Below are 4,985 nucleotides of genomic sequence, written 5' to 3' on the forward strand. Positions count from 1 at the left end.
CCAGGCGCCCACCGCACCCACCCCGCCTAACCCTCACCAACCCGGGTTCAGCGGTGCCACGTCGTGGATCGCCTGGCGACCTCGTGGATTGCGTCGATCTCGCGTAATCCCAGTCGCTGCGGTTGCGACGTGAGGAATCGCCTGATGCGACGCCGGGGAACCACCGTCACAGCGCCATCTGAGGGCTGGTTCTTCACGGTGAATCCCCCTCGAGCTCCCACCACCGCGATCATCCCGACGACCGGGACCGGAAAGCCGACCTGCTCCGCGAGCAGACGGGATGCCCGCCTCGCCTCGTGCCGACTGTTGCGGATGTACGGAACCCGACTGCCGTTGACCATGAAGGTGTCCCCGCCCACCCAGATCGCCGCCTTGGGATGATTCTTGGAGTTCACGGTGAAGACGCCGCCGGGTCCGATCACCACGTGGTCGATATCGGCACCCCTCTCCCCCACGCGTACGGCGTGCAGGATCCTCCACCGGGCGTCCAGGCCCGCCAGCTGTTCGCCGACGGCCTGCTCACCGTCCGCGCCGATACGCCAGGCACGCTCGTCGGTCTTCGCGTCGACCAACCGGGCGAGCACATGGCGCACCATCCCCTGCGCCTCCCGCTCGGCGAGCGCTCGCTCGCGTGCGGCCGCCCCCGCACGAGCATCGGCGAGATCGTGCCACCTCGGTCCGGATACGGTGTCTGGAACGGTGCGTGGCGCGCCGGCGTGCCCGGTCGACGCAGTTGTCGAGGAGCCAGTCGACGCCGCGACCGGCCCGGAACTCGGCAGCGACGGCGCGGGCGGTGGCACCGTCGCCGGCGGTGGCACCGGCGAGGGCGCAGGCGCGGGCGCAGGCACAGGTGTAGGTGTAGGTGCAGGCACACCGACCCCCTGCGGTATCCGGCTCGACTCCTGAGCCGAATCCCGGTGTCGCCCCGCGTGCGGGTGGTCCTCGATCGCCTTGCGCAACAGCGGAAGGTTGGCGAGATCGTCGGAGTGGTAGCGGCCGGTCGCCAGGTTGAGATAACCGAGGTCGGTTCCGCCCGGCGTGGCGGCATAGACCCGGTCGTGGCCGAAACGGGACCACCTTCGGACGATCCACTCGGTCACGGCGCCTCCTGATGTCAGTCGCCGAATACTCACATCCCGAGGCCACGGCGCGGAGGAGAACTCGCGAACCGAGAGGCGCCAAGGGTGAGGCGGAATACTCCCCGACCCCCTTTTGTTTGACATGTCAGCAAGTTAGGATGAAACGCACCAACAGACTGAAAGGCTCGCCATCATGCAGTTCGGGATCTTCTCCATCGCCGACATCACACCTGACCCCCACACCGGGCAGGTATCCACCGAGCACGAGCGCCTCGAGGCCATCGTCGAGTACGCGGTCCAGGCCGAGCAGGTGGGCCTGGACGTCTTCGCCCTGGGCGAGCACCACAACCCGCCCTTCGTCACGTCCTCCCCCACCACCACCCTGGGCTACATCGCCGGGAGGACCTCCGACATCATCCTGTCCACCGCCACGACGCTCATCACCACCAACGACCCGGTGAAGATCGCCGAGGACTACGCCATGCTGCAGCACCTCGCCGGGGGCCGGGTCGACCTGACCATGGGACGCGGCAACACCGGCCCGGTGTACCCGTGGTTCGGCCAGGACATCCGACAGGGCCTGCCGTTGGCGATCGAGAACTACGAGTTGCTCCACCGCCTGTGGCACGAGGACGTGGTGGAGTGGGAGGGCAAGTTCCGGACTGCTCTCCAGCAGTTCACGTCCACCCCGCGCCCGTTGGACGGCGTCGCGCCCTTCGTCTGGCACGGGTCGATCCGCTCGCCGCAGATCGCCGAGCAGGCCGCCTATTACGGTGACGGGTTCTTCCACAACAACATCTTCTGGCCGATCAGCCACACCAAGCAGATGGTCGAGCTGTACCGCCGTCGCTACGAGCACTACGGTCACGGCTCGGCTGACCAGGCGATCGTCGGGCTGGGCGGTCAGTTCTTCGCCCGCCCCAACAGCCAGGACGCGGTGGACGAGTTCCGCCCCTACTTCGACAACGCCCCGGTCTACGGCCACGGCCCGTCGCTCGAGGACTTCACCGCCCAGACTCCGCTGACGGTGGGATCCCCGCAACAGGTCATCGACCGCTACATGACCATGCGCGAGCACGTGGGCGACTACCAACGCCAGATGTTCCTCATCGATCACGCCGGGCTGCCGCGTAAGACGGTGCTCGAGCAGATCGAGATCCTCGGCACCGAGATCGTCCCGGTCCTGCGTCGCGAGCTCGACGCGCTGCGGCCGGCGCACGTGCCTGATGGGCCCACCCACGCGGCACGTGTCGCGGCACGTGACGCCGCGCTGGCCGCCGAGGGGGCGCCCGCGTACTCGGACGCTTACCGGTTCGGCACCGGCGACAATTGGACCGGACTGACCGTCGAGGGCGGACAGCGCGCCCAGGAGCAATCATTGGCCCGTGCCCGCCGCACCGAGTCCCGGCTCGCGCAGGCACCGGCGGGACGGGGCGACAAGTGACCGCCACCCACGCACCCGACGCACGGCCGCTGCGGCTGGTGGTGATCTCGGCGGGCACCTCGGTGCCGTCGAGCACCAGGATGTTGGCCGACCGTCTCACCTCGGCGACCCGTGAGGCCCTCGGGCGCCACGGGCAGGACGTCGACGTGACGGTCCTCGAGGTCCGCGGGCTCGCCCATGAGGTCGTGGACGCCACCTTCACCCGGTTCCCCGGCGACAAACTGCGCGCCGCACTCGAGGAGATCGCCCGCGCGGACGGGGTGATCGCGGTGACACCCACGTACAACCAGTCATTCTCGGGCCTCTTCAAGTCGTTCTTCGACGTGATCGACCCCGGCACGCTGACCGGCGTCCCGGTGGCACTGGGTGCGACGGGTGGCACCGTCCGGCACTCGCTGTCGATCGACTTCGCGCTGCGCCCGATGTTCGCCTACCTCAAGGCGGACGTGGTGCCGACCTCGGTGTTCGCGGCCTCCGAGGATTTCGGGGCCGTCGCCACCGGCGGCGACGGAGACTCGCTGGCCTCGCGCGCCGACCGCGTGGGCACGGAACTAGCGGACTTCATGCTGCGGTTCGCCGGGGTGACCGGGGGTGCGGTGGCGCCGACCCGGGCGGACGAGGGACGGGGCCGGAGGAGCGACGACGACGAGTTCGGCGACTTCGTCCCGATGGGCGACCTGCTCGGTGGTGCGAGCTAACCCCGGGATCAATCGGTCTGCGCGAGGCGTAGAGGGAGGATTCCGGTGTAGCCAAACTCGTGGTACTGAAGCTCGTCGACATACGGCGACTCGGCGTTGAGCGTGTAGCCGTCGGCAACCCGGCCGCACTGGTCGCCTCCCAGGAGGCCGGCAGTGATCAGTCGGCCCGGGTCGAGCTGCCGGGTCACCTGTCCGACCTCATCTGCCCACTCGCGGAGCACCTCCACCGGATGCGGTGGGGCGCAGCCGATGTCGGAGGGGCTCAGCGTGGATCGACGGGCGCGCCCGGGGTCCCGCCCTCGACGCCGGCTCGGTCCGTGCCCTCGTCGGCCAGTTGATCCGGCTCGGGGTGGTCGGTGTCGAAGGTCTCGGGCAGGTTCTTGATGTGCTTGTTCATGTTGCGGATCAGAAGGACCGTCGCGACCAGCAGGAGCAGGACCACGGGGATCCCGATCGGCGAGGCCTTGCCGAACTCCGGGCCCATCGGGTGGTCGTTGTACCCGGGCGTGCCCGGCGACTGGTTCTGCGCGAAGACCATCGAGGTCTGATACGCCAGGATCTGGACGTCCGGTCCCAGGGTGATCATCTCGGGTCCTCACTCGTGCTCGGTCCGACCGGGAGCGCGACGTACGGGTCGACGCCCTCGAACAGGTCTGACTCGTATTCTCCCTCAGCCCGCTCGGGTACGGCCACCCGGCTTGCCGCGAGTTCGAACTCCTCGGTGGGCCACACCCGCTGCTGCATCTCCACCGGGGCGGCGAAGAACCACCCGTTGGGGTCGATCTGCGTGGCGTGGGCCAGCAGTGCGGAGTTGCGTTGCTCGAAGTAGTCCGCGCACTCCACCCGGGTGGTCACCCGCTCCATGATGTCGGGGCGATCCCCCCAGCGGGACAGGAACTCCGCGAAGTGGCGGACGCCGTCGCGGGCGAACAGCTCCTCGTCGAGCAGCTCCAGACGGCTCTTGGGGAAGCCGTGCGTGTAGTAGACCTTGGCCACGGCCCACGGCTCGCCGGTGCCGGGGTAGCGATCGGGGTCCGCGGCGGCCTCGTAGGCGGCCATCGACGCCGAGTGCACCTTCAGGTGATCCGGGTGCGGGTACCCACCGTTCTCGTCGTAGGTGATGATCACGTGCGGACGGAACTCCCGGATCCTGGCGACCAGGGAGCGGGTGACCTCGTCGTCGTCGGCCAGGGCGAAACATCCGGGAGGCAACGGCGGCAACGGGTCCCCCTCGGGCAGACCCGAGTCCTCGTAGCCCAGCCAGTGGTGGTCGACGCCGAGGATGTCCGCCGCGCGCGCCATCTCGCGGCGCCGTACGCCCACGAGATCGGCCACGACGTCAGGGCGGTCCATCGCAGGGTTGAGGATGCTGCCGCGCTCGCCGCCGGTACACGTCTCCACCAGCACGTTCACGCCCCAGGCCACGTACTTGGCCATGGTCGCGGAGCCCTTGGACGCCTCGTCGTCGGGGTGGGCGTGCACCGCCATCAGCCGGAGACCGGCCATCGTCGCACCTGCCGTTCATCAGAGCTCGGGGATCGGGATGACCCATTCTATGGACTCACCGGCCACCGGTGCCCCCGGGGCGGTCCGCCCGGGGCCCCCGGATACCCTGGGGATCATGAGTGAGCCGAGGCCGGACGTCGCGTCGCAGGCCGCGGGCGCCCCGCCCGCCGGGAGGTACGACGACACCGGGTCGGGCGTGACCGGCAAGGTGGTCGCCGGCTTCCTGGTCCTGCTCGTCGGCGCCCTCGTGGTGGCGGA

The 4,985-nt window shown here is 69.3% G+C and carries 6 protein-coding genes; 2 read left to right on the top strand and 4 right to left on the bottom strand.

Going from position 1 to position 4,985, the window contains the following annotated elements:
- Positions 1-47: 47 nt before the first annotated feature.
- Positions 48-596, bottom strand: coding sequence for a nuclease-related domain-containing protein (locus tag G6021_RS13380; protein WP_179526287.1), 549 nt, complete (start codon positions 594-596; stop codon positions 48-50).
- 676 nt (positions 597-1,272) lie between these two features.
- Here G6021_RS13380 and G6021_RS13385 point away from each other — a divergent pair.
- Both G6021_RS13385 and G6021_RS13390 read left to right on the top strand, forming a co-directional pair.
- Positions 1,273-2,523 carry an LLM class flavin-dependent oxidoreductase gene (locus G6021_RS13385; protein WP_182611248.1) on the top strand — a complete coding sequence of 417 codons (1,251 nt, stop codon included), beginning with the start codon at positions 1,273-1,275 and terminating at the stop codon, positions 2,521-2,523.
- Positions 2,520-3,221: a CE1759 family FMN reductase gene (locus tag G6021_RS13390; RefSeq protein WP_182611249.1), complete on the top strand. Its 702-nt coding sequence runs from the start codon at positions 2,520-2,522 to the stop codon at positions 3,219-3,221. The genes G6021_RS13385 and G6021_RS13390 overlap by 4 nt, the downstream gene beginning before the upstream one ends.
- Before the next feature lie 8 nt (positions 3,222-3,229).
- Here the strand turns inward: G6021_RS13390 and G6021_RS13395 are convergent, their stop codons facing one another.
- The 3 genes from G6021_RS13395 to mca all read right to left on the bottom strand — a co-directional run bounded on the left by G6021_RS13395 (position 3,230) and on the right by mca (position 4,727).
- Positions 3,230-3,409 (bottom strand): hypothetical protein, encoded by a 180-nt coding sequence (locus G6021_RS13395; protein WP_182611250.1) that lies wholly within the window; start codon positions 3,407-3,409, stop codon positions 3,230-3,232.
- Positions 3,410-3,483: 74 nt separating this feature from the next.
- Entirely contained in the window at positions 3,484-3,759 is a 276-nt protein-coding gene (locus tag G6021_RS13400) for a hypothetical protein (protein ID WP_182611255.1), read from the bottom strand.
- A 44-nt stretch (positions 3,760-3,803) separates the two neighbouring features.
- Positions 3,804-4,727, bottom strand: a complete 924-nt coding sequence (gene mca / locus G6021_RS13405; RefSeq protein ID WP_182617701.1) for a mycothiol conjugate amidase Mca — start codon at positions 4,725-4,727, stop codon at positions 3,804-3,806.
- Positions 4,728-4,985 lie beyond the last annotated feature (258 nt).

The sequence above is a fragment of the Dietzia sp. CW19 genome, assembly GCF_014145265.1.
GTDB lineage: Bacteria > Actinomycetota > Actinomycetes > Mycobacteriales > Mycobacteriaceae > Dietzia > Dietzia natronolimnaea.